Source organism: Streptomyces sp. Y1 (assembly GCF_041053115.1).
GTDB lineage: Bacteria > Actinomycetota > Actinomycetes > Streptomycetales > Streptomycetaceae > Kitasatospora > Kitasatospora rubellomurina.
The window spans coordinates 2,161,971-2,183,553 of record NZ_CP163445.1 but is presented as its reverse complement, the minus strand read 5'-3'; the positions used below and the strand labels follow the sequence as shown (position 1 = coordinate 2,183,553).

The 21,583-nt window shown below is 74.2% G+C and carries 19 protein-coding genes; 10 read left to right on the top strand and 9 right to left on the bottom strand.

The features are described 5' to 3' along the window. Positions 1-39: 39 nt before the first annotated feature. The 5 genes from AB2U05_RS09165 to AB2U05_RS09145 form a co-directional block, all read right to left on the bottom strand. Entirely contained in the window at positions 40-2,187 is a 2,148-nt protein-coding gene (locus AB2U05_RS09165) for a 3-hydroxyacyl-CoA dehydrogenase NAD-binding domain-containing protein (protein ID WP_045703812.1), read from the bottom strand. Between the two features lie 2 nt (positions 2,188-2,189). Further along, on the bottom strand, positions 2,190-3,407 hold the full coding sequence (locus AB2U05_RS09160) for an acetyl-CoA C-acyltransferase (RefSeq protein WP_045703814.1): 1,218 nt from the start codon (positions 3,405-3,407) through the stop codon (positions 2,190-2,192). Between the two features lie 230 nt (positions 3,408-3,637). Next, positions 3,638-4,891, bottom strand: a complete 1,254-nt coding sequence (locus AB2U05_RS09155) for a ribonuclease D (RefSeq protein WP_045703816.1) — start codon at positions 4,889-4,891, stop codon at positions 3,638-3,640. Between the two features lie 193 nt (positions 4,892-5,084). Continuing rightward, positions 5,085-5,798 carry a response regulator transcription factor gene (locus tag AB2U05_RS09150; protein WP_045709433.1) on the bottom strand — a complete coding sequence of 238 codons (714 nt, stop codon included), beginning with the start codon at positions 5,796-5,798 and terminating at the stop codon, positions 5,085-5,087. A gap of 324 nt (positions 5,799-6,122) precedes the next feature. After that, positions 6,123-6,785 carry a DUF3000 domain-containing protein gene (locus AB2U05_RS09145; protein ID WP_369182972.1) on the bottom strand — a complete coding sequence of 221 codons (663 nt, stop codon included), beginning with the start codon at positions 6,783-6,785 and terminating at the stop codon, positions 6,123-6,125. 206 nt (positions 6,786-6,991) lie between these two features. Here AB2U05_RS09145 and hemE point away from each other — a divergent pair, with 206 nt between their 5' ends. Continuing rightward, positions 6,992-8,074, top strand: a complete 1,083-nt coding sequence (gene hemE, locus AB2U05_RS09140) for a uroporphyrinogen decarboxylase (RefSeq protein ID WP_369185928.1) — start codon at positions 6,992-6,994, stop codon at positions 8,072-8,074. Between the two features lie 55 nt (positions 8,075-8,129). Here hemE and AB2U05_RS09135 read toward each other — a convergent pair whose 3' ends face one another. Then, the gene (locus AB2U05_RS09135; protein ID WP_369182971.1) at positions 8,130-8,462 is read right to left on the bottom strand and encodes a hypothetical protein; all 333 of its coding nucleotides are present in this window, start codon (positions 8,460-8,462) and stop codon (positions 8,130-8,132) included. A gap of 111 nt (positions 8,463-8,573) precedes the next feature. Here AB2U05_RS09135 and hemG point away from each other — a divergent pair, with 111 nt between their 5' ends. Further along, entirely contained in the window at positions 8,574-10,013 is a 1,440-nt protein-coding gene (gene hemG / locus AB2U05_RS09130; RefSeq protein WP_369182970.1) for a protoporphyrinogen oxidase, read from the top strand. After that, positions 10,010-10,735 carry a hydrogen peroxide-dependent heme synthase gene (gene hemQ / locus AB2U05_RS09125; protein ID WP_045703829.1) on the top strand — a complete coding sequence of 242 codons (726 nt, stop codon included), beginning with the start codon at positions 10,010-10,012 and terminating at the stop codon, positions 10,733-10,735. The genes hemG and hemQ overlap by 4 nt, the downstream gene beginning before the upstream one ends. A 113-nt stretch (positions 10,736-10,848) precedes the next feature. Here hemQ and AB2U05_RS09120 read toward each other — a convergent pair whose 3' ends face one another. The 3 genes from AB2U05_RS09120 to AB2U05_RS09110 form a co-directional block, all read right to left on the bottom strand. After that, positions 10,849-11,631 (bottom strand): TIGR04222 domain-containing membrane protein, encoded by a 783-nt coding sequence (locus AB2U05_RS09120; RefSeq protein ID WP_045703849.1) that lies wholly within the window; start codon positions 11,629-11,631, stop codon positions 10,849-10,851. An 83-nt stretch (positions 11,632-11,714) separates the two neighbouring features. Next, complete coding sequence (locus AB2U05_RS09115) at positions 11,715-12,848, bottom strand: TIGR04222 domain-containing membrane protein (RefSeq protein WP_369182969.1); 1,134 nt, start codon at positions 12,846-12,848, stop codon at positions 11,715-11,717. A 43-nt stretch (positions 12,849-12,891) separates the two neighbouring features. Then, positions 12,892-14,214: a DUF692 domain-containing protein gene (locus tag AB2U05_RS09110; RefSeq protein WP_369182968.1), complete on the bottom strand. Its 1,323-nt coding sequence runs from the start codon at positions 14,212-14,214 to the stop codon at positions 12,892-12,894. Positions 14,215-14,485: 271 nt separating this feature from the next. Here AB2U05_RS09110 and AB2U05_RS09105 point away from each other — a divergent pair, with 271 nt between their 5' ends. The 7 genes from AB2U05_RS09105 to AB2U05_RS09075 all read left to right on the top strand — a co-directional run bounded on the left by AB2U05_RS09105 (position 14,486) and on the right by AB2U05_RS09075 (position 21,280). Further along, positions 14,486-15,418: a GNAT family N-acetyltransferase gene (locus AB2U05_RS09105; protein ID WP_045703835.1), complete on the top strand. Its 933-nt coding sequence runs from the start codon at positions 14,486-14,488 to the stop codon at positions 15,416-15,418. 188 nt (positions 15,419-15,606) lie between these two features. After that, on the top strand, positions 15,607-16,620 hold the full coding sequence (locus AB2U05_RS09100) for an MBL fold metallo-hydrolase (RefSeq protein ID WP_369182967.1): 1,014 nt from the start codon (positions 15,607-15,609) through the stop codon (positions 16,618-16,620). Positions 16,621-16,722: 102 nt separating this feature from the next. Continuing rightward, positions 16,723-18,654, top strand: coding sequence for an ATP-binding protein (locus tag AB2U05_RS09095; RefSeq protein WP_369182966.1), 1,932 nt, complete (start codon positions 16,723-16,725; stop codon positions 18,652-18,654). Next, the gene (locus AB2U05_RS09090) at positions 18,651-19,091 is read left to right on the top strand and encodes a roadblock/LC7 domain-containing protein (RefSeq protein ID WP_045709440.1); all 441 of its coding nucleotides are present in this window, start codon (positions 18,651-18,653) and stop codon (positions 19,089-19,091) included. The genes AB2U05_RS09095 and AB2U05_RS09090 overlap by 4 nt, the downstream gene beginning before the upstream one ends. Next, positions 19,088-19,441, top strand: a complete 354-nt coding sequence (locus AB2U05_RS09085) for a DUF742 domain-containing protein (protein ID WP_045703841.1) — start codon at positions 19,088-19,090, stop codon at positions 19,439-19,441. The genes AB2U05_RS09090 and AB2U05_RS09085 overlap by 4 nt, the downstream gene beginning before the upstream one ends. Before the next feature lie 67 nt (positions 19,442-19,508). Further along, positions 19,509-20,087 carry an ATP/GTP-binding protein gene (locus tag AB2U05_RS09080; protein WP_078860901.1) on the top strand — a complete coding sequence of 193 codons (579 nt, stop codon included), beginning with the start codon at positions 19,509-19,511 and terminating at the stop codon, positions 20,085-20,087. A gap of 26 nt (positions 20,088-20,113) precedes the next feature. Then, positions 20,114-21,280 (top strand): cytochrome P450, encoded by a 1,167-nt coding sequence (locus tag AB2U05_RS09075; RefSeq protein WP_045703855.1) that lies wholly within the window; start codon positions 20,114-20,116, stop codon positions 21,278-21,280. Positions 21,281-21,583: the final 303 nt, after the last annotated feature.

The window sequence follows — 21,583 nt, the reverse complement described above, 5'->3', positions numbered from 1 at the left end:
CGACCAGGTCGCCGGGGGCTCCTTCGTACGGGCTACGCCTTACGCGGGCACCGAGGCCACGCCGGGGGCGAGGAACTTCTTGCCGTTCACCCGCTCCGAGATGCCCTCACGGTCCAGGTACGGGGTGATCCCGCCCAGGTGGAAGGGCCAGCCGGCACCGGTGATCATGCAGAGGTCGATGTCCTGCGCCTCGGCGACGACACCCTCCTCCAGCATCAGGCCGATCTCCTGCGCGACGGCCTCCAGGGCGCGGTCGCGGACCTGCTGCTCGGTGAGCACCGAGTCGCCGAAGCTCAGCAGCTCCAGCACCTCGGGGTCGAGGACCTGCTGGCCGTCCACCCAGGTGTAGAAGCCGCGCTTGCCGGCCTTGACCACCTTGCCGAGGTTCTCGGAGACGGTGAACCGCTCCGGGAAGGCGCCGGCCAGGGTCTCCGAGACGTGCAGGGCGATGGCCGGGCCGACCAGCTCCAGCAGCATGATCGGGGACATCGGCAGGCCGAGCGGCGCGACGGCCTTCTCGACGTCGGCGATCGGGGTGCCCTCGTCGATGATGTTCTGGATCTCGCCCATGAAGCGGGTCAGGATCCGGTTCACCACGAACGCCGGGCGGTCCTTGCACAGGACCGAGGTCTTCTTCAGCTTCTTCGACACCGCGAAGGCGGTGGCGAGCGAGGCGTCGTCGGTCTTGTCGCCGCGGACGATCTCCAGCAGCGGCAGGATCGCGACCGGGTTGAAGAAGTGGAAGCCGACGACCCGCTCGGGGTGCTTCAGCTTCGAGGCCATCTCGGTGACCGACAGCGAGGAGGTGTTGGTCGCCAGCACGCAGGTCGGCGAGACCACGTCCTCCAGGTCCGCGAAGACGGTCTGCTTGACGCCCATCTCCTCGAACACGGCCTCGATGACGAAGTCCGCGTCGCCGAAGGCGGCGGCCTTGTCGAGCGAGCCGGAGACCAGGCCCTTGAGGCGGTTGGCCTTGTCCTGGCCGATGCGGCCCTTGCCGAGCAGCTTGTCGATCTCGGCGTGGACGTAGCCGACGCCCTTGTCGACGCGCTCCTGGTCGATGTCGGTGAGGACCACCGGCACCTCCAGGCGGCGGGCGAACAGCAGCGCCAGCTGCGAGGCCATCAGACCGGCGCCGACGACGCCGACCTTGGAGACCGGGCGGGCCAGCGACTTGTCCGGCGCGCCGGCCGGGCGCTTGGCCCGACGCTGCACCAGGTTGAAGGCGTAGATGCCGCTGCGCAGCTCACCGCTCATGATGAGGTCGGCCAGGGCCGCGTCCTCGGCGTCGAAGCCGGCCTGCAGGCTGGCCTTGTCGGCGAAGTCGGCGTCCTTGACGGCCTCGATGATGTCCAGCGCCTTGTAGGCGGCCGGGGCGGCGCCGTGCACCTTGGCGTCGGCGACCATGCGGCCCCACAGCACCGCGTCGTCCCAGGCCTTGCCGCGGTCGATCGGCTCGCGCTCGACGACGACGTCGCCCTTGAGGACCTTGGCGGCCCACAGCAGGGACTGCTCCAGGAAGTCGGCCGGCTCGAAGATCGCGTCGGCGATCCCCAGCTCGAACACGTCCTTGCCCTTGAGCTGCTTGTTCTGGTTCATCGAGTTCTCGATGACGACCTTGACGGCCTTACCGGCGCCGATCAGGTTCGGCAGGATGGTGCAGCCGCCCCAGCCGGGGACGAGGCCGAGGAAGACCTCGGGCAGCGAGAAGGCCGGGACGCCCGCCGACACCGTGCGGTAGTCGCAGTGCAGGCCGACCTCGACGCCGCCGCCCATGGCCGCGCCGTTGTAGAAGGCGAAGGTCGGGACGGGCAGCGCGCCGATCCGCTTGAAGACCTCGTGGCCGCCCTTGCCGATGGCCAGCGCGTCCGCGTGCTGCTTGAGCAGCTCGACGCCCTTGAGGTCGGCGCCGACCGCGAAGATGAACGGCTTGCCGGTGATCGCGGCGCCGACGATCCTGCCCTCGGCGGCCTCGGCCTCGACCTGGTCCAGCGCCTCGTCCAGCTTGAGCAGCGAGCCCGGGCCGAAGGTGGTCGGCTTGGTGTGATCGAAGCCGTTGTCCAGGGTGATCAGGGCCAGCTTGCCGGCCTGCAGCGGCAGGTCCAGGTGGCGCACGTGCGCGGTCGTGACGACCTCGCCCGGGAACAGCTCGGCGGCCTGCTGGAGCAGCTCAGTGGTGTTGCTCATGCTCACTTACCACCCTCGAAGTGCGGGTTCTCCCAGATGATGGTGCCGCCCATGCCGAAGCCGATGCACATCGTGGTGAGGCCGTAGCGGACGTCCGGGCGCTGCTCGAAGCGGCGGGCCAGCTGGTTCATCAGGCGCACGCCCGAGGAGGCCAGCGGGTGGCCGAAGGCGATCGCGCCGCCGAACGGGTTGACCCGCTCGTCGTCGTCCGCGATGCCGTAGTGGTCCAGGAAGGCCAGCACCTGGACGGCGAAGGCCTCGTTGACCTCGAAGGCCTGGATGTCGTCGATGGTCAGACCGGCCTTGGCCAGCGCCTTCTCGGTGGCCGGCACCGGGCCGATGCCCATGACCTCGGGCTCGACGCCCGCGAAGGCGTACGAGACCAGGCGCATCTTGACCGGGAGGCCGAGCTCCTCGGCGACGTCCTCGGCGGCCAGCAGCGAGGCGGTGGCACCGTCGTTCAGACCGGCCGAGTTGCCCGCGGTGATGTTGCCGTGCGGGCGGAACGGGGTCTTCAGGCCGGCCAGCGACTCCATCGTGGTGCCCGGGCGCAGCGGCTCGTCCACGGTGGCCAGGCCCCAGCCGGTCTCGCCGACCTCGGGGTTGGTGTTGCGGATCGAGATCGGCACCAGGTCGGGCTGGATGTCGCCGTTGGCGTACGCCTTGGCGGCCTTCTCCTGCGAGCGCACGGCGTAGGCGTCGCAGCGCTCCTTGGTGATGTGCGGGAACCGGTCGTGCAGGTTCTCCGCGGTCATGCCCATGAACAGGGCGGACTCGTCGACGAGCTTCTCGGAGACGAAGCGCGGGTTCGGGTCGACGCCCTCGCCCATCGGGTGGCGGCCCATGTGCTCGACACCGCCGGCCACGACCACGTCGTACGCGCCGAAGGCGATGCCGCCGGCGGTGGTGGTCACGGCGGTCAGCGCGCCGGCGCACATGCGGTCGATGGCGTAGCCGGGGACGGACTTCGGCAGGCCGGACAGCAGGGCGGCGGTGCGGCCGATGGTCAGACCCTGGTCGCCGATCTGCGTGGTGGCCGCGATGGCGACCTCGTCGATGCGCTCGACGGGCAGGTTCGGGTTACGGCGCACGAGCTCCCGGATGCACTTGACGACGAGGTCGTCGGCGCGCGTCTCGTGGTAGATGCCCTTCGGGCCGGCCTTGCCGAACGGGGTGCGGACGCCATCGACGAAGACGACGTCCCTCGCGGTACGAGGCACGGGGGCTCTCCTCCCAGGGACCAACATTTCGAGGTGGGCAGGCTGCCGCCGGCGAAGATCCGAGCGGCGCCGCTTCACCGTCATGCTACCGGTCGGTAACCAACCTGCCCAGGCCCCTCGGAGGGTTCGGCCCGTGTGTCCCGCGACACGTCCGACCAGCGGCCCTGCGCCGGGGGACGGGAAAGGGGACGCCACCCCTCCGGGCGGCGTCCCCTTTCCGTCGTCACTGGTCAGCCCTGGGCGGCGGTGGCCGCGGCGGCGGCGAAGGCGGCCTCCAGCGCCGGCGCCACCAGGTCGACCTGCCACTGCCGGGCGCCGAGCCGGCGCAGCGCCGCGGCGATGCCCTCGGCGTCGGCGTCGGCCGGCGGCTCCCAGGACACCCGGCGGACGTGGTCCGGGGTGATCAGGTTCTCGGCCGGCAGGTGGTGGCGCTCCGCCAGCTCGGTGACGGCGCTGCGGGCGCCGGACAGCCGGGCGGCGGCCACTGGATCCTTCTCCGCCCAGGCCCGCGGCGGCGGCGGCCCGTCGTGCGGCGCGGCGGAGGCCGGCAGCTGGTTCTCCGGGACCTCCCGGCCGCGCTGCACGGCGGCCAGCCACTGGTCCAGCTGGCGGCGGTGCACCCGCGGCCCGAAGCCCTGGACGGCCTGCAGGGCGGCGGCGTTCAGCGGCATCGCCAGCGCGGCGTTGACGATCGCGGCGTCCGACAGCACCCGGCCCGGGGAGACGTCGCGCTCCTGCGCCATCTTGTCCCGGGCCAGCCACAGCTCCCGCACCACGGCCAGCTGACGGCGTCGGCGGATCTTGTGCAGCTGGGAGGTGCGCCGCCACGGGTCGGTGCGCTGGGCCGGGCGCGGGGGAGCGGCGGCGATCGCCGCGAACTCCTCGAGCGCCCACGCGAGCTTGCCCTGGGCGTCCAGCTCCTGTTCGAGTGCGTCGCGCAGCTCGACCAGCACCTCGACGTCCAGAGCGGCGTAGCGCAGCCACGGCTCGGGCAGCGGGCGGGTGGACCAGTCGACCGCCGAGTGCTCCTTGGCCAGGCTCAGGCCCAGCACGCTCTCGGTCATCGCCCCGAGGCCGACCCGGGCGAAGCCGGCGATCCGGCCGGCCAGCTCGGTGTCGAAGAGCCGCTGCGGCCGCATGCCGACCTCGGCCAGGCAGGGGAGGTCCTGGGTGGCGGCGTGCACCACCCATTCGGCGTCGGCGAGGGCCGCGCCGAGGGCGCTGAGGTCGGGGCAGGCGATCGGGTCGATCAGGGCGCTGCCGGCGCCCGCGCGGCGGAGCTGGATCAGGTACGCGCGCTGTCCGTAGCGGTAGCCGGAGGCCCGCTCGGCGTCGACGGCGACCGGCCCGGTGCCCGCCGCGAAGGCGGCGACGGTGTCGGCCAGCGCCTGCTCGTCCACCACGACGGGTGGGATCCCCTCCTTGGGTTCGAGGAGCGGGACCGGGGCTGCTTCTTCTGGGATGGCTGCTACGGCGTCGGTCACCCACCAAGGGTACGACGGTCACCGGGACTGGGAGTGTTGTCGGACTGGTCAGACCGCGTTCGGGAATATGCCGCGCCGGCTCGTCCGGCACCGTCCGCTGGCCGGGCCGGCCGGAAGGGGGTGCGCGAACGCCCGCGGCGGCCGAGGGGGAAACGTTCCTCCTCAGCCGCCGCAGCGGGACCGACCGGTCGGATCAGTGGATGATGCCGGTGCGCAGGGCCACCGCGACCATCCCGGCGCGGTCGCCGGTGCCGAGCTTGCGGGCGATCCGGGCGAGGTGGCTCTTGACGGTCAGTGCCGACAGGCCCATCGCCACGCCGATCGCCTTGTTCGACTGGCCCTCGGCGACCAGCCGCAGCACCTCGACCTCGCGGCCGGACAGCTCCCGGTAGGCGGTCTGCTGCGGGCCCGGGGCACCGGGGGCGCCCGGCGCGCCAGGAGCGCCGGCGGCACCCGGCATGCCCGGCATCCCGGGGCGGCGCATCCGGCCGGCCAGCCCGGCACCGAGCGGCAGGCCCGGGCGGCCCGGCATCGCGACGTTGGTGCGGGTACCGGTGACCACGTAGCCCTTGACACCGCCGGCGAGCGCGCTGCGGACCGCGCCGATGTCGTCGGCGGCGGACAGCGCCAGGCCGTTCGGCCAGCCCGCGGCCCGGGTCTCGGCGAGGATGGTCAGCCCGGAGCCGTCCGGCAGGTGGACGTCGGCGACGCAGATGTCGCGGGGGGTGGAGACCCGGGGGCGGGCCTCGGCGATCGAGGACACCTCGATCACGTCCCGGACGCCGAGCGCCCACAGGTGGCGGGTGACGGTGTTTCGGACGCGGGGATCGGCGATGACCACCATGGCGGTGGGCTTGGTCGGACGGTAGGCGACCACGTTTGCGGGGTGCTCAAGAAGGACCGACACCAGGCCTCCTGCGGGGAGTGGCGGACGGAACCCCGATGGGGGCGGTTTCGGAGTGTTCCGCGTTCGGAAAGGGTCACAGTCTGCTTCGGCAGCATGCGCGCCCGGCTTTAGCGAAAGATCACGATCTAGTGAGTAACAATACGGACAAATCGCGCATATGAGTGATGCGACATGCCCGGAAATCGCACAAAATCGATCAAAACCGTTTACAGAACGGTCGCTCTCCATCAGCGAATTGACGCAGACCAGACCCCGAGCCATCCTTCGTCAGCCCTGGGAGTGGTGTCCGGGCCCCGGGTGACGCCCGGGGCGGCGCACCACCCGTCAGTGCGAGCGCGGGCGTCGCCGGGCGGGCATCGGGACCACTCCGCCGAGTGACGTGACCTCGGACGGCGCCTGCGCGGCCGGCGCGGCCGGCGGCAGACCGGCACTGATGCAGAGCAGGTCCGCCCAGGCCGCCAGGTGTCGCTCGAACCGGCCGTCGGCCGGCGTCCAGGACGCCCGGATCTCGATCTCCGTCGACGCCGGGCGCTCCGCCAGGCCGCCGAAGTACTGCGAGGAGCAGAGGGACACCGTGCCGGACGGCTCCGCGTGCCCGGCGCCGTGCGCCTGCAGCGCGTCCATCAGCCAGGCCCAGCCGACCTCGGACAGCATCGGGTCGCCGGCCATCTCCGGCTCCAGCTCGGCCCGGGTCATCGTCACCACCCGGAACTCCCCGTTCCAGGCCTCCTGCCCGGCCGGGTCGTACAGCAGCACCAGCCGGCCGTCCGCCAGCTCCTCGCCGTCCACCTCCACCGAGGCGGTCACCGCGAACGCGTACGGAGCCAGCCGGCGCGGCGCCGGGGCGGGGGAGAGCTGCACCTCGGGCCGCAGCCGCGACCCGTCCAGCGCCGCCACGGCGGCCCGGAACTCGCTGGGTGCCCCCTCCGGACCCGTTCCGCCACCTGCTGCGCCACCCTGCGCGGGGTGCCCTCCGACCGCTGCCATGACCCGAAGACTAGGTGGAAAACCTTGGTCGACGCCGCAACTTCCGAGTCTGCGGCGTGCCGGAACGGCAAACCCGTCCGGAACCTGCCAAGGCGCCGGGCCGGCGGGGCCACCGGGGCCGCCGGAGCGGGGCGGCGACCGGACCGCCCGGGGCCCGCCCCCGCGCGCATGCGAAGATTCAACCCGTGAGCGAGACTACGGCAGACATCCCGGCGGCCACCCACGACGGCCCGCCCACCCCCGCGCGCCGCGGCGCCGCGCACGACTCCGCGTTCCTGCGCGCCTGCCGGCACGAGCCGGTGCCGCACACCCCGGTGTGGTTCATGCGCCAGGCCGGCCGCTCGCTGCCCGAGTACCACAAGGTCCGCGAGGGCATCCCCATGCTGGAGTCCTGCATGCGGCCCGAGCTGGTCAAGGAGATCACCCTCCAGCCGGTGCGCCGGCACCAGGTGGACGCGGCCATCTTCTTCAGCGACATCGTGGTGCCGCTCAAGGCGATCGGCATCGACGTCGAGATCCAGCCGAAGGTCGGCCCGGTCATCGCCGACCCGATCCGCACCTTCGAGGACCTCCAGCGGCTGCGCCCGCTGGAGCCGGACGACGTCCCCTACGTCACCGAGGCGATCGGCCTGCTCGTCGACGAGCTCGGCGGGACCCCGCTGATCGGCTTCGCCGGCGCGCCGTACACGCTGGCCAGCTACCTGGTCGAGGGCGGGCCGTCCAAGAACCACGAGAACACCAAGGCCATGATGTACGGGCAGCCCGAGCTGTGGGCCGCCCTGGTCGACCGGCTCGCGGACATCACCTCGGCCTTCCTCAAGGTGCAGATCGAGGCCGGCGCCTCGGCCGTCCAGCTCTTCGACTCCTGGGTCGGCTCGCTCGCGCCCGACGACTACCGCCGCTCGGTGATGCCGGCCAGCGCCAAGGTCTTCGACTCCGTCGCCCACTACGGCGTGCCGCGCATCCACTTCGGCGTCGGCACCGGCGAACTGCTCGGCCTGATGGGCCAGGCCGGCGCGGACATCGTCGGCGTCGACTGGCGGGTGCCGCTGAACGTCGCCGCCGAGCGGGTCGGCCCCGGCAAGGGCCTGCAGGGCAACCTCGACCCGGCCGTGCTGTTCGCCCCCACCAAGGTCGTCGAGACCAAGGCCCGCGAGGTGCTGCACGCCGCCCAGGCGCTCGGCACCAGCGGCCACATCTTCAACCTCGGCCACGGCGTCCTGCCGAACATGGACCCGGACGCGCTCAGCCGCCTCGTCGCCTTCGTCCACGAGGCCAGCGCGCGCTGACCCCGGGCGTTCGACTCCCCGCGGTGGCGGGCCCCCCGGCGGGGCCCGCCCGCGGTCAGCCCTCGCCGAGCTGATCCGCTCGCACCCGGAACTCCCGTTGCCCACAGGTGGTTTCGAGATGGTGTGGCAACCAGATGGAAACCGTGACGATCTCCTCCTCGCCGGTTCCGGCTCCCGTCAGGACCGTGCAGTCGATCTCGGCCGGAAACGGGAACGGCGAGTCCGGCCCGATCCAGACGTCCGAGCCGAGAGCTTGATCCGTCCCGAACATCGCGGTCTTGTCGATGATCGACCACCGCTCTCCGTCCACATCCGTGAAGCAGACCTCCACCACGCCCGGTTGCGTGTCATCGACCCACCGGACCACTTCACCCCACAGGTACGTCACAGACCCCTCCCCTCGGCCGGACCGTACCGGGGTCAGCGGCCGTGAGCATCTTCTTTCCGGGGCGGGTGGGGGATTGAGGGTTTCCCCGTAAGACCTGCGAGACTGCGAGGCATGTCGCAAGCACAGGTCGTCGTCATCGGTGGTGGGATCGCGGGGCTGGCTGCGGCCGCCTTCCTGAGCGGGGCGGCCGGGGGGCCGGCGCGGGCGCGGGTGACGGTGCTGGAGGCCTCGGGGCGGGTCGGCGGGAAGCTGTGGGGCGGGGAGGTCGGCGGGGTCCGGGTGGACCTCGGGGCCGAGTCGATGCTGGCGCGGCGCCCGGAGGGCACCGAGCTGGCGCGGGCGGTCGGGCTGGCGGAGGAGCTGGAGGCGCCGACCACCGCGAAGGCGGCGATCTGGACCCGGGGCGCGCTGCGGCCGCTGCCGGGCGGGCAGGTGATGGGCGTCCCCGGTGACCTGGCGGCGCTGTCGGCCTCCGGGGTGCTGACCTCGGCGGGGCTGGAGCGGGCCCGGCACGAGGAGCGGACGGAGGTCGGCGAGGACGTGGCGATCGGCCGCTACGTCGCCGACCGCCTGGGCCAGGAGGTGGTGGACCGGCTGGTCGAGCCGCTGCTGGGCGGTGTCTACGCCGGGCGCGCCGATGAGATCTCGATGCGGGCCGCCGTGCCGCAGCTGCTGCCGATCGCGCGCGGCGGCGGCTCGCTGGTCGAGGGGGTGCACGCGCTGGCCTCCCGGCCGCAGACGGTCGGCACCCCGGTGTTCGCGGGCCTGCGCGGCGGTCTCGGCACCCTGCCGGAGGCGGTCGCCGAGGCCTGCGTGAAGGCGGGGGTGGACCTGCGCACCGACGCCCCGGTGGCCGAGCTGCGCCGCACCCCCGAGGGCTGGCGCGTCGTGGTGAACGGCGAGGTGCTGCACGCGGACGCCGTGGTGCTGGCCGCGCCGGCCCCGGAGGCGGCCCGGCTGCTGCGGGCGGACGCCCCGGCGGCGGCCGCGGAGCTGGACACCGTCGAGTACGCGGGCATGGCGCTGGTGACGCTGGCGTTCCGCCGGGCGGACCTGGCCGGCCTGGCCCAACTCCAGGGCGGCAGCGGTTTCCTGGTGCCCCCGGTGGACGGCCGGCGGATCAAGGCGTCGACGTTCTCCTCCAACAAGTGGGGCTGGCTGGAGCGTTCGGCCCCGGACGCGTTCCTGCTGCGCACCTCGCTGGGCCGCCACCGCGAGGAGGAGGCGCTGGAGCTGCCGGACGAGGACCTGGTGGCCCGCTCGCTGGCGGACCTGAAGGAGGCGGTGGGGCTGACCGCCCGGCCGTACGACACCTTCGTCTCGCGCTTCACGGCCGGCCTGCCGCAGTACCCGGTGGGCCACCTGGACCGGGTGGCCCGGGTGCGGGCGGCGACGGACCGGGTGGGCGCGCTGGCGGTCTGCGGAGCCGCGTACGACGGCGTGGGCATTCCGGCGTGCATCGCCTCGGCGGCCGCGGCGGCGGCCGCCGTCGACAGACTGTTGACCCCGGCAACGGGGGAAGGTTCCACGGAGAGGACAATGGGCGCATGACTGAGACCGTTGAGCAGCAGCCGGAGCAGCAGCCCGAGAAGAAGAAGGCGCGCGACCTGAACCAGGTCATCCGCTACACCATGTGGTCGGTGTTCAAGCTCAAGGGCGCCCTGCCCGAGGACCGTACGGCGCTGGCCGCCGAGGTGGACGGGCTGTTCGAGCAGCTGGCCGCCAAGGACGTGACGGTGCGCGGCACCTACGACGTGTCCGGCCTGCGCGCCGACGCCGACATCCTGGTGTGGTGGCACGCCGCCGACTCGGACGACCTGCAGGAGGCGTACAACCGCTTCCGCCGCACCGGCCTGGGCCGGCTGCTGGAGCCGGTCTGGTCGAACATGGCGCTGCACCGCCCGGCCGAGTTCAACAAGTCGCACATCCCGGCGTTCCTCGCCGACGAGCGCCCGCGCGACTACGTCTGCGTCTACCCGTTCGTCCGCTCCTACGAGTGGTACCTGCTGCCGGACGCCGAGCGGCGCGCGATGCTGGCCGAGCACGGCCAGATGGCGCGCGGTTACCCGGACGTGCGGGCCAACACGGTGGCCTCGTTCGCGCTCGGCGACTACGAGTGGCTGCTCGCCTTCGAGGCGGACGAGCTGCACCGGATCGTCGACCTGATGCGCGACCTGCGCCCGTCCCGGGCCCGGCTGCACGTCCGCGAGGAGGTGCCGTTCTTCACCGGCCGCCGCAAGCCGGTGAGCGAGCTGCTGAACGGCCTGGTCTGAGGCACGGCGACGCACCGCGAGGCACCGCGAGGCACCGCGGCGCACCGCGACCGGAGGCCGGCTCCCCCCCGTACGAGGGGGAGCCGGCCTCCCGGCGTTCCCGGAGGTGCGGATCAGCCGCGGTGCGGGCGCAGGGCGGCGCGCAGGCGGGCGTCGGGGAGGACGGCGGGGCCGTTCATGGCGACGGCGGTGAGCAGTTCGCGCTCGTCGTCGTCGCTGAGGCCGTGCTGGCGGGCCGGCCGGACCTCGCGCAGCACCTCCATGCCGGTGGGGGAGGCCCAGCGGGTGTACGGGTAGACGTCGACCCGGGCCATCAGCAGGGTGCCGGAGGTGAGGATCAGCGGCAGCGAGAACCAGGCGAGCGGGGCGAGGGTGTCGCCGCCGGTGAAGCCGCTGACGGACAGGGCGGCGGCCAGCAGGACCAGCGACATCAGCAGCGCGTGCCGGACCTGCCGGACCACCACCACGGTGTCGCGCTGGACCGCCGCCGGGGTGGCCAGGCCGGCCAGGGAGAGCCGGGCGCCGATCTCCAGCACGGTCGGGTGCTCGGCCATGGCGCGGCGCAGCTCGTCCGTCCGGCACTGGCCCTCCGGGCCGACCGCGGCGATGACCGCGCGCTCCAGGCGGCTGCGGCCCCTGGGGTCGACGACCGTGGTCCAGCCGGTGTGCGCGAGGTGCAGCCGGCCGCGGCCGGCCATCAGGACGAGGGCGAGTTCGACCACCCGGTCCGGGCCGCCGGCCAGGTAGGCGGTCTCGTACAGGCCGATCCCGACCGCCTCCGGAGGCCGTAGCCCGTCCCGTTCGGCCAGCGCGTCCGCGGCCGCGGTCATCCGCACCAACCGGAGGCAGGAGAGCACTGCCGCCACGCAGGCCGGGATCAGGAACAGCAACCACATGGGCTTGTTGTATGCCTGGGCGGTCGGCGCGGGGAACGGATTCCCGGACCGCGATACCGAACTGTGACGTCGGAGCGCACGGTTCAGCTGCCGCAGCTCGACCCGCAGCTGGAGCCGCAGCTCGACGAGGAGGACGAGCCGCAGCTGCTGGAGGATCCGCAGCTGGAGTGCGAGGACGACCCACAGCTGGAGTGCGAGGACGACCCGCAGCTCGACGACGAGGAGGAACCGCAGCTGCTCGACGAGGACCCGCAGCTCGACGACGAGCCGCTGTCGGAGGAGCCGCACCAGGTGGTCGTGGCGCCGCAGGAGGACGAGCCGGAGCTGCACGAGGACGACGAGGACGACGAGGACGACGAGGACGAGGACGACCAGCCGGAGCGGGAGCCGGCGGCGCCCCCGAGCATGCCGTTCATCACCTCCTCCTCGTCGGCCGCGCCGAGCAGCGCCTGCTGCAGCTCCAGGTTGTCCAGGTCCGCCCCGGCGACGGCCAGCCCGCCGAGCGCGATCGCGCCGAGGACCGCGCCGCCGGCCATCCCGGTGTAGAGGCCGTGGCTGGGCGTCCACGGCCGGCCGGTGTCCATCAGCTGGAGCTGGCGGCGTCCGGCCGGGGTGATCCGGACCGCGGGCACCCGGGTGGCGAGCACCGCGCAGACGCCGACCACGGCCAGGACGCCCGGGATCCAGAACGCCGGGCGGTCGTAGCCGGCCTTGTCGTCGTCGAGGGCGAGGGCGAGCACGGTGAAGAGCGCGACGGCCCCGAGCGCGAGCCAGAGCAGCCGCCGCGCCCGGTGGACGGTCCGCAGCCGGTCGGGGCGGCGCATCAGGCCGCGGGCGGCGAGGTCGTCGCCGATCGCCTGGACGGCGGTCGAGCGCATGACGGCGGTGCGCAGCCCGGCCAGGCCGCGGCTGCGGTTCGGGCCGATCGCGTCCACCACGGCCTGCTCGACGGCGTCGTGCGGCTCGTCGTGGGTCAGCGTGACCCGGCCCTCGCGGCTGACCACCACGCGCTCGCCCAGGTGCATCCGGACCAGGGCGGTGTCGAAGACGCGGCCGGGGCCGCCGGACAGGAACGCGGCGCTGAGCAGCGGCAGGCCGCGGCCGGGCAGGCCGAGCGGGTTGTCGACCCGGGTGGCCCGCCGGGCGGCGCGGCTCAGGTGGACGACGGCCGCGATCAGCAGTGCGGCCGGGATCAGGAAGTAGGTGTTGTGCCACATGGGCGGTTTCCCCCGAGATGAAGAAGTGGTGCGTGGCGGCGGGTCAGCCGCGCAGGGCGCGGCGCAGCCGGGCGAGCGGGCCGGGCGGCCGCTCGGGCGCCGGGTGGAGCCACTGCTCCAGGGCCCGGCGCTGGTCGTCCGTGAGGTCGTCCGTGAGGTCGTCCGCGGCCAGCGCCCACGCGCCGAAGGCCCGGGCGTCGGCGCGGTAGCCGCCGGTCTGCGGGTGGGTGCGGGCGTACGCGAGGAACAGCGGGCCGTACCGGCCGTCGAGCAGCCGGGGCAGCTCCGGGGCGACCTTCGCGGTGGTGTCGCGCCGTTTGGCGGCCAGGCCGGCCGACTGGGCGCGGACCTGCGCCGGGTCGAAGCCGGGCGGGACGGGCCCGCCGGCCACCAGCGCGGCCAGCAGCTCCTCCTGGCGCCGGGCCAGCCGGTCGCGGGCGTCGGCGCCGGCCGGCTCGCAGCCCCGGTGCGCGGGTGCGGTCGCGGGCGGGGTGGAGGCCGTCCGCCGGGTGCCCCCCTCCAGCACCCGGCGGACGGCGTCCAGTTCGCCGGCCAGTTCACTGGGCGGCGGGAAGGCGGCGTCCCGTTCGAGCAGGACGCCGGGCGGGTCGATCCGGGAGCACAGCTCGGCGAGGACCTCCAGCACCGGTTCGGTGACGGGGTGGGCGTGGGTGTCGTGCCACACGCCGTCGACCAGGGTGCCGCCGGCGACGTGGACGTAGGCGATGGCCTCCAGCGGCAGCCGGTCCAGTTCGGCGGCCGGGTCGAGGCCGAGGTTGACCCGGTTGGTGTGCAAGTTGGCGACGTCGATCAGGAGCCGGACGCCGGTCCGCTCGACCAGCTCGGCGAGGAACTGGCCCTCGGTGAACTCGTCGTCCGGCCAGGAGAGTTGGGCGGCGATGTTCTCCACGGCGAGCGGGACGGGCAGCTGCTCCTGGGCGATCCGGACGTTCTCCGCGATCACCCGCAGCGAGTCCCGGGTGCGGGGGACGGGCAGCAGGTGGCCCGCCTCCAGCCCGCCGGCCCGGACGAACGCCAGGTGCTCGGTGACCAGCGGCGAGTCGAGCGCGAGCGCCAGCTCGGCCAGCTTGGCGAGCCGCCCGGCGTCGGGCAGGCCGGCGCCGCCGAGGCCGAGGCCGACGCCGTGCGGGACGACGGTGACGCCGCGGGCGCGCAGCACGCTCAGCGAGGCCGGCAGGTGGCCGGCGCAGACGTTCTCCGCCACCACCTCGACCCAGTCCAGGCCGGGCTGACGTTCGACCACGGTGTCGATCTCGCTGCGCCAGCCGAGGCCGACGCCCAGCCGGGGCGGGGCGCCGAGGTCGGCCGCCGCCCGTACGGGCTGGTCCAGTGCAGGGGAAGTCATCGGTGTGCCCCCTTCGGAGGGCCGGGTGGGGGGCCTGCGGCGGTGCGGGCGTCGTCGCCAGGAACCGTGCGGCCGTGCTGCTGAGGATGTCCCCGGGTGCGGTGACTGCCAAGCCCCGTCCGGTCTTCTCAGAGCATTATTTGAGCTTGCCGGGAGGCGGAGCCGGGGCCTCCGCCTGCGGAGATCCTAACGGCACCGCCCGCGGCCCGGCCGCGCCGGTGCGGAAAACCGGAGGCGCCGGGCGGGGGCGTGCGGTTAGCCTGCGGAACATATGACTTCTTTGACGATTCGTGACTTCCGCCCCGACGACGCCGCGGCCGTGATCGCCGCCCACCGGACCGGGCGCGAGCACCTGGTGTTCACCGCCGAGGCGCTGGTCTGGATGAACGCCCGGAGCCTGCCGGGTGAGCACTTCCGCGTCTTCGTCGCCGAACTGGACGGCCGGGTGGTCGGTGCGATCCGCTGCGGCGTGGAGACCGGCACGACCCGGACGGGCATCGGCCACGCCAACGGCAGCGTGCTGCCGGTGCATCGGCGGCGCGGCGCCTACACCGGCCTGCTCGCCGCCGCCGAACGGCACCTCACCGCGCACGGGGTGACCGAGCTGCACAGCTGGGTGGACGACGAGCCCGGCTCGCTCGCCTTCGCCGCCGCCCGGGGCTACCGGCTCGGCAGCGCGGCCCAGTTCGCCGTACGGGACCTGACGCTGCCGCTGCCACCGGCCCCCGCGGTGCCGGCCGGCGTCGAGCTGCGCCCGGCCGCCGACTGGGCGGACGACCCGTACCCGCTGTACGAGGTCGACGCGGACGCCGCCCGGGACGAGCCCGGCGAGGTCGCCCTGGACGACCTCGGGTACGAGGAATGGCGCGTCGGCGTCTGGGAACGGCCCGACCTCGACCGCGAGCTGACCGTCGTCGCCGTGGTGGACGGCGTGCCGGCCGCGTTCAGCCTGGCGCAGACCGACGGCGTGGACAGCTACTGGTCCGCCTTCACCGCCTGCCGCCGCGAGTTCCGCGGCCGCGGCCTGAGCAAGCTGGCCAAGCGGGAGTCGCTGCGCCTGACGGCCGCGGCGGGCTACCGGCACGCGTACACGTCCAACGACGTGACGAACGCGCCGATGCTCGCGGTCAACACCTGGCTCGGCTACGAGCGCTGCGCCGGCGAGCGCAAGGGCATCAAGTCCCTGGCGCCGTCCGGGGAGTAGCCCCGAAGCGGGACGCGGCGGCCGGCCGGGAACGGTTCGGGTGTCCACCGACCCGTCCGGGCACTGAGACGAGTGGTAGAGACCACACAGGGCGAAACCGGACAGCTCGGGAGAGACCGGGGCAGGAGCCCCGGCCGGCCGCGAAGGTTTTGCCCCGCCCTTCACACAACATGGGCATAATCGCGCACATGACGATCAAGCGTGCGAACGTGAGCGCGATTGCCGAGGACCTGTACGTGTGGCTCCCGCCGAAGCGCGGCTGGGGCCTGGCCAACTGCGGTCTGCTGGCCTCCGAGGCGACCGCGCTCTGGATCGACACGCCGTACGACCCCTCGCTCGCCGGCGAGTTCCTCGCCCAGAGCCGCAGACTGCTCCCCACCGGGGTGGACATCGACCGGGTTGTCGTCACCCACGCCAACGGCGACCACCTGTGGGGCGCCGGGGTCGTGCCCGACGCCGAGGTGATCGCCACCCGCGAGGCGCTGGAGCACATCCACTGGGAGCCCACCCCGCAGCAGCAGCACGCGCTCGTCACCGGCGGCGACCCGGACTCGCCGCTCGGCGGCTACCTCAAGGAGCACTTCGGGGTCTTCGACTGGTCCACCACCGAACCGGTGCGCCCGGACACCGTCTTCACCGGCGAACTGGAGTTCACCGTCGGCCGCTACCCGGTGCAGGTCACCAGCCTGCCCGCGGCCCACACCGGCGGCGACCTGATGGTCCACCTCCCGCACCAGCGCGCCGTGTTCACCGGCGACGTGATCTTCTCCTCCACCCCCGAGCAGCCCGGCGACCACCCCTCGCACTGGGCCGGACCGCTGGAGAACATCATCGGCGCCTGCGAGCAGGCCCTCTCCACCGGCGCCGAGATCTTCGTCCCCGGCCACGGCCCGGTCCTCGACCGCGACGGCGTGGACGGACACATCGGCTACCTCGCCTACGTCCGCGAGCGCGCCCACGCCCTGCACGCCGCCGGGATACCCGCGCTGGACGCCGCCCGCCGGGTGATAGCCGAGCAGCGCCACCCCGAACTCGGCCTGCCCGAGCGGCTGGTGCTCACCATCGCCGCCGAGTACCGGCACCTGGACGGCACCCCGGCGCCCGGCATCCTCGACGCCATGGGCGAGGTCGCCCTGGTGGCGCGCGAACTGGCCCGGGACAGCGCCCGCATCCCGCACCCCCGCACCGCCCGCCACGACTGAACCCGGCCGTCCGGACGGCCCGTCAGCCCCCGAGGGGGCGGCGGCGGGCCGCCGGGCCAGGCGGTCGCAGCAGCCCACGAGCGAGGACTCCCGAGGACAACGATGACGCAGAGCGCGCTGATCGCGCCGATCGTTCTGGCCGTGGTCGCCGCCGTGGCCGTCGGCCTCCTCGCCCGGGCCCGGGCGAGGGCCGCCGGCCGGGCGGCCGCCGCCGGGACCGCCCGCGAGCAGGCCGAGGAGCGCACCCGCGCCGCCGAGGGCCGGCTCGCCCGCGCCGAACAGCAGCTGCGCGAGGCGCAGGAGGACACCCGGCGCGCCGCCGAGGAGGCCCGGCGGGCCGAGGACCGCCACCGCGAGGCCGAGGAGCGCGCCAGGGCCCGCGAGGAACGGGCCGCGGCCGCCGAGGAACGGGCCAGGGCCGCCGAGGAGCGCGCCCACGAGGCCGAGCGGCAGGGCGCCGCCGCGGCCGCCCGCGCCGAGCGGGCCGAACAGCGGCTCGCCGCCGCCGGGACCGCCCGCGAGCAGGCCGAGCGGCACGCCGCCGCGCTGCTCGCCGAGATCGGCCACCTCGCCCAGGAGCGCGTCGCCGCCACCGCCGTCCGGCTCACCCACCCCAACTCCCCACCGGTCGGCCCGCTCGACGCGCAGGCCGTCGGCCCGGAGGCCGTCCGCGCCCTGCAGGCCGTCCTGGACGCCGCCACCGGCGCCATCGCCGACGAACGCGAGCGGGTCGACGCGGCCGCCCGCGCCGCCATGCGCGGCGCCACCTCCCGCATCCAGACCCTGCTCTACCAGATCCAGAGCCTGGTCCAGCAGCTCCAGAACGACAACGACGACCCCCGGCTGCTGGAGCTCGACTTCCGCAACGAGGTCGCGCTGCGCCGCATCCAGACCGTCGCCGTGCTCTGCGAGGCCTGGCCGGGCCTGGCCCGCACCGACTCGCCGCTCGCCGAGGTCGTCGTCGGCGCGCTCTCCCGGGTCCCCGGCTACGCCCGCATCAAGGTCGCCAACCACCTGCGCGAGCAGCGGCTCGCCGTCGTCGCCCGGGCCGCCGAGCCGATCGCCGTCACCCTCGCCGAACTCCTCGCCAACGCCACCGCCTACTCCCACCCGGAGACCGACGTCCCGGTCACCGTCCAGCAGGGCGGCCGTGGCGCGCTGGTGATCATCGACGACAGCGGCATCGGCATGGAGGAGGACCAGCTGCGCCGGGCCCGCCGCCTGCTGGCCGGCCCGCCGGACGTGCTGCTCACCGAACTCGGCAACCCGCCCAAGACCGGCTTCGCGGTGATCGGCAAGCTCGCCCGGCAGTACGGCTTCGCCTGCCACATCGAGCCCTCCCCGTACGGCGGCATGCGGACCATCCTGCGCATCCCGGCCGCGCTGGTGACCGTCGTCGACGAGGCGCAGCCGCTGTCGGTGCTCACCCCGCTGCCGCTGCGCGCGGGCGCCGGGCCGGCCCCCGCGCCGACCGTCCAGGCCGTCCCGCCGATGCGCGACGCCGACGAACGGGACTTCCCCGGGCTCGCCGACCGGCACGACCAGGCCGGGCCGCACCCGGCCCCGGCGATCCGGGTGGTGCCCGACGTGCCGGCCGACGGCGATCCGGGCGGCGAGGAGCCGCCGGTGGAGACGGGGGAGGACGGCAGCGGCCTGCCCAGCCGGCGCCGCCGCCGGCCGCTGGCCGCCGGGCAGCCGGGCGGACCGGCACCCGCACCCGCACCGGCCGGGCCGCCCGCCCGCAGCGCCGAGTGCGTCGCCGACCGCTGGCAGGCCCTGCAGCAGGGCACCGACGCCGGGCGGGCCGCGGCGCAGGACGGGGCCGCGCGGGCCGAAGCCGTACGGGACGGGACGGCATCCGCGCCTTCACCCGAGCACCCCGGCACCACCGGCGACACCACCGCCGAGCGCGACACCGGTGACCGCACCACCGGCGACACCACCGCCGAGCGCGACACCGGCGACCACACCCCCGGTGACCGCACCACCGGCGACCACACCCCCGGCCAGACCTTAGAAGGAGCCGAGCAGTGAGCAGCAGCACGCCGCCCAGCCCGACCGCCACCGAGGAGATCTCCTGGGTCCTGCACCCGCTGCTGGAGCTCCCGGGGGTGCTGCACGCCGTCATCGCCACCGGCGACGGCCTGGTGGAGGGCGCCTCGGACGGCCTGGGACGGGCCTCCGCCGAGCGGGTCGCCGCGATGACCGCGACCGTGCACGCCGCCGCCCGGGCCTTCACCACGGCCTTCACCGACGTCGAACGGCCCGCACTGGCCCAGACCGTGGTCGAGTCCGACCTCGGCTACGCCATCGTCGTGCCCGCCGGGGAGAACACCTCGCTCGCCGTCTTCACCAGCCCCGAGGCCCAACTCGGCAACGTGTCCTACCAGATGCAGATCCAGGTCGCCGCCCTGGCCCGGGCGCTCGCCAGCCCGTGCCGGCAGCAGGACGCGGCCGCCACCCGGTCATGACCGCGTTCCCCCGCAGGCGGATGGTGCCCGCCTACCTGGCCACCGGCGGCCGCAGCCGCCCCGGCACCGAAGGCTTCGAGCGGCTCACCGTCCTCTTCGCCGACCGCACCGAACCCCCCACCGGGCTCGAACCCGAACACCGCCGGCTCTGGGAGCTGCTGCGTCCCGGCGCGCTGACCGTGGTGGAGGCCGCCGCGCACCTGCGCCTGCCGGTCAGCGCCACCGTCTTCCTCGCCGCCGATCTGGTCGAGGCGGGCTGCCTGCGCGCCCGTGCCCCGATCCCGCGCGCCCAGCAGACCGACCGCACCATCGTCGAGAGGCTCCTCGTTGGACTCCGTGCACTCCGGTAACCCGACCGGGCCCGCGCCCGACCGGCCCCACCGGGTGGGCTACCTGCCCGACCGGGACCAGACCCTGATGAAACTGGTCGTCGCCGGTCCCTTCGGCGTCGGCAAGACCACCCTCATCCGGACCCTCTCCGAGATCGCCACCCTGCACACCGAGGAGGCGATGACCGAGACCGGACGGCCGGTGGACGACCTCGCGGGCGTGCCCGAGAAGTCCACCACCACCGTCGCCGTGGACTTCGGCCGGCTCACCCTGCCCGGAAACACCGTGCTCTACATGTTCGGCACCCCCGGCCAGCGCCGCTTCTTCCCGCTCTGGCAGGACATCGCGCGCGGCGCCCTCGGCGCCCTGGTGCTCGCCGACACCCGCCGGCTCGCCGACTCCTTCGAGATCATGGACATGGTCGAGGAGCAGGGCCTGCCGTACGCCGTCGCGATCAACTGCTTCCCGGAGTCGCCGCTCCACCAGGTCGAGGTGCTGCGCGCCCGCCTGGACCTGCACCCCGCCACCCCGCTGCTGCTCTGCGACGCCCGCGACCGCGAGAGCAGCCTGGACGCGCTGATCGCCCTGGCCGAGCACGTGCTCGACACCCTGCCCGCCGGCCCCGCCGCCGAGCCGGGCCCCGCCGCCGCCCAGGAGCGCCCGTGACCGCGCCGACCCCGGCCCTGACCCAGATGTACGGCCCGGCCTTCGCCGCCGACCCGCAGCGGGCCTACGAGCAGCTGCGCCGGCACGGCGCCGTCGCCCCGGTGGAGATCGCACCCGGCATCGAGGCCCTGCTGGTCACCGACTACCAGGCCGCCCTGGACCTGCTGCGCGACACCGACACCTTCTCCAAGGACTCCCGCGCCTGGCAGGCCACCGTCCCCCCGGACTGCCCGCTGCTGCCGGTGCTCGCCTACCGCCCCACCGCCTTGTTCAGCGACGGCGAGACGCACGCCCGCTACCGCGCGGTGATCACCGACGGCCTCGCGCTGATCGAACCGCACCGCGTGCAGCGCGACGTCGCCCAGGTCGCCCACCAGCTGATCGACGGCTTCGCGGCGGTCGGCACCGCCGACCTCATCTCCCAGTACGCCACCCGGCTGACCGCCTCCGTGTTCACCACCGGGTTCGGCGTCCCGGACGAGGACAGCGCCCCGATGATCGACGCGATCACCGGCCTGATCGAGTCCACCGGACAGGCCCGCGCCGCCTACGGCAAGCTCGTCGAGATCGTCACGGCCATGGTCGCCGAGCGCCGCGAGCGGCCCCGGCACGACCTCACCTCCTGGTTCGTCACCCACCCGATCGGGCTGGACGACGACGAGGTGATCCGGCAGATCACCCTCACCCTGATCGCCGGGCACGAGCCGACCACCAACCTCATCGGCAACGCCCTGCTGCGCCTGCTCACCGACGCCCGCTACGCCGGCTCGCTGTTCGGCGGCGCGATGACCGCCCACCAGGCGATCGACGAAGTCCTCTGGCACGAACCGCCGTTGGCCAACCTCTCGGCCCACTACCCGCGCTACGACATCACCTTCCACGGCCGCGAGATCAAGGCCGGCACACTGATGCTGGTCTCCTACGCCGCCGCCAACTCCCAGGCCGCGCCGCCCACCGACGGCCCCGAACTGCGCAGCGGCGAGAGCGCCCACCTCGCCTGGGCCGCCGGCCCGCACGCCTGCCCGGCCCGCGACCCGGCCCTGCTCATCGCGATCACCGCCATCGAGCAACTCACCAGCCGCCTCAGCGACCTCGAACTCGCCACCCCCGCCGACCACCTGCTCTGGCGCCCCGGCCCCTTCCACCGCGCCCTCGTCCACCTCCCCGTCCACTTCGCCCCGGCGGCCCCCTGACGGGACGCCCGACGGGATCACCCAGGATTTCGGGCGGGCCCGGGTGCTCGCACCCGGGCCCGCCCAAAACATTTGGTACCCCACCCACCCACCCACCCACCCACCCACCCACCCACCCACCCACCCACCCACCCACCCACCCACCCACCCACCCACCCACCCACCCACCCACCCACCCACCCACCCACCCACCCACCCACCCACCCACCCACCCACCCACCCACCCACCCACCCACCCACCCACCCACCCACCCACCCACCCACCCACCCACCCACCCACCCACCCACCCACCCACCCACCCA

Excerpts from the sequence above, each read along its gene's own strand:
- AB2U05_RS09075 (WP_045703855.1), top strand. The coding sequence starts at position 20,114 with ATGTACGGCCCGGCCTTCGCCGCCGACCCGCAGCGGGCCTACGAGCAG.
- AB2U05_RS09165 (WP_045703812.1), bottom strand. The coding sequence starts at position 2,187 with ATGAGCAACACCACTGAGCTGCTCCAGCAGGCCGCCGAGCTGTTCCCG.
- hemG (WP_369182970.1), top strand. The coding sequence starts at position 8,574 with ATGTCGCAAGCACAGGTCGTCGTCATCGGTGGTGGGATCGCGGGGCTG.
- AB2U05_RS09080 (WP_078860901.1), top strand. The coding sequence starts at position 19,509 with ATGAAACTGGTCGTCGCCGGTCCCTTCGGCGTCGGCAAGACCACCCTC.
- AB2U05_RS09095 (WP_369182966.1), top strand. The coding sequence starts at position 16,723 with ATGACGCAGAGCGCGCTGATCGCGCCGATCGTTCTGGCCGTGGTCGCC.
- AB2U05_RS09120 (WP_045703849.1), bottom strand. The coding sequence starts at position 11,631 with ATGTGGTTGCTGTTCCTGATCCCGGCCTGCGTGGCGGCAGTGCTCTCC.
- AB2U05_RS09100 (WP_369182967.1), top strand. The coding sequence starts at position 15,607 with ATGACGATCAAGCGTGCGAACGTGAGCGCGATTGCCGAGGACCTGTAC.
- AB2U05_RS09085 (WP_045703841.1), top strand. The coding sequence starts at position 19,088 with ATGACCGCGTTCCCCCGCAGGCGGATGGTGCCCGCCTACCTGGCCACC.
- hemQ (WP_045703829.1), top strand. The coding sequence starts at position 10,010 with ATGACTGAGACCGTTGAGCAGCAGCCGGAGCAGCAGCCCGAGAAGAAG.
- AB2U05_RS09105 (WP_045703835.1), top strand. The coding sequence starts at position 14,486 with ATGACTTCTTTGACGATTCGTGACTTCCGCCCCGACGACGCCGCGGCC.
- AB2U05_RS09110 (WP_369182968.1), bottom strand. The coding sequence starts at position 14,214 with ATGACTTCCCCTGCACTGGACCAGCCCGTACGGGCGGCGGCCGACCTC.
- AB2U05_RS09145 (WP_369182972.1), bottom strand. The coding sequence starts at position 6,785 with ATGGCAGCGGTCGGAGGGCACCCCGCGCAGGGTGGCGCAGCAGGTGGC.
- AB2U05_RS09115 (WP_369182969.1), bottom strand. The coding sequence starts at position 12,848 with ATGTGGCACAACACCTACTTCCTGATCCCGGCCGCACTGCTGATCGCG.